Source organism: Bartonella sp. AD328YNZD (assembly GCF_042196425.1).
In genome coordinates this window covers 1-1,665 of record NZ_JBHIQG010000448.1, presented here as the reverse complement: position 1 = coordinate 1,665, position 1,665 = coordinate 1, and the positions used below count along the sequence as shown (strand labels likewise).

General features: G+C 35.3%; 1 pseudogene. It reads right to left on the bottom strand.

The features are described from left to right. Positions 1-1,035, bottom strand: a pseudogene (locus ACFIO3_RS12720) (hypothetical protein); the annotation flags it as partial. Positions 1,036-1,665: the final 630 nt, after the last annotated feature.

Sequence of the window (1,665 nt, the reverse complement as noted above, 5' to 3'; positions counted from 1 at the left end):
ATTTACTGCATCAGTAGGTTCACTACCAGCTGCTACACCTATAATCTGCCGCGTTATGCCCTTACTAGGATTACCAACACTAACGGCACCCTGCGTACTTTTCCATTGCACTTCAGTGTTTACTGCCGGTCCCTGCTGCAAAGAAGCATACCCCAAAATATCCGCAGCCCTATCAGCTACAGAATTACTTCCTATAGCAACACCACCATCTAAAGAAACTAAAGAATTGGCACCTATTGCAACACCTTGGTGTATATCTACTTTTGCATGGTGACCAATAGCAACCGCATCTTCCCGCGTAGTGCCAGCAGAATCCCCCAACGCTATTGTAAATTTGCCGAAAGCTCTAGCTTGAAAACCTATGGCAATTGCTTTTTCATCTCCAGCAGTTGTTCTTTGCTCTTCAGTAGCATAGTCTGGAGCAGAACCAATCGCAATACTATTATGAGCATTAGCGTAAGAAGATAAACCTATAGCAATACTTCTATCTTGTTTTGCTTCCGCCAATGGACCTAACGCAATAGCATCATAACCTTTTGCACTCGCACTATAACCCTGCTCCAGAGGATGACCATTGCCTTTTGCTGCAGCTCTTTGGGTCGATACTGTTCTTAACAAACCAGGAGAGTTTGAAAAATCTACACCATCTATAGAATTCATATGAATACTTCTTGTGAACTGTTGTGCTTTTTTATCACTCACATTTTCAGCTTTGAATATACTTGACACACCTTTCCATGCAATACTACTATTTGACTCCAAAACATTCACAACAGAACTATAATCACTGACATCAGACAAGGTTTTGACTAAAAAATTTGCATAGTCATCAGAATCATTCAAACCAGCGACAAAGACGATACTTTTTGGATAAGACACACCAGGACTTTTTAAACCTTCAACAAATGTATTTCTAAAATCAGGATTTGCTGAAAAAACAGAGGTAATATTCGATACAAATGTAACTGCCACAGCCAATGAAAGAATTTGAACAAAAGAAAAACGAGAAAGTTTTATGGCATATAATTTCTTCATAATGAACTCCCCAAAAAAACCTTTAGAAACACACTTAAGAACACAAAAAAGACATATTTTAATAATAGGAAATGCGTAAGAGATAGGTTTTGAATGTTTTGTTGTTAGCATTTTAAATCTTTTATGTTTGCGTTGCGCGTGATTTCTATAATGAGTCCTAAATGAAACTCTTTCATGAGTATGGAAAATATTTTTAGGTTCTTATTGAAAACGGGTTTTTGCTTTATATATTAAGTATAAAAGAGCTTCTCTGTATTATATTAATATATTAAAGTGTTGTACTTGAGATAAGTTTTTGATTGTTTGCTTAGTTGTAATTTTTCCCTATTGGGGATTTATTAGCTATTAATGAGTAAACGCCTAAATATTTCAGAATCTGTAGCTCTTTTAGCCTTAAGCTATAACATCAAATAAAATGTGCGTTTGAAATATATTATATACGCATTTTTACTTTCCCTCTTTGAAAGGTTTTTATCAAAACGAGTCCTATTAAGATATTTCGTTTACGATTACGCCATTAAAATAAAATAGCAAGAAAAAAATGAGTCTTTTCAATAAAGTTTGTCATTATGGATTCTTGTGTGTCATTTTTGCAATAAAAGCAGAATGCTTGTAAGAAATGCAGGGGCA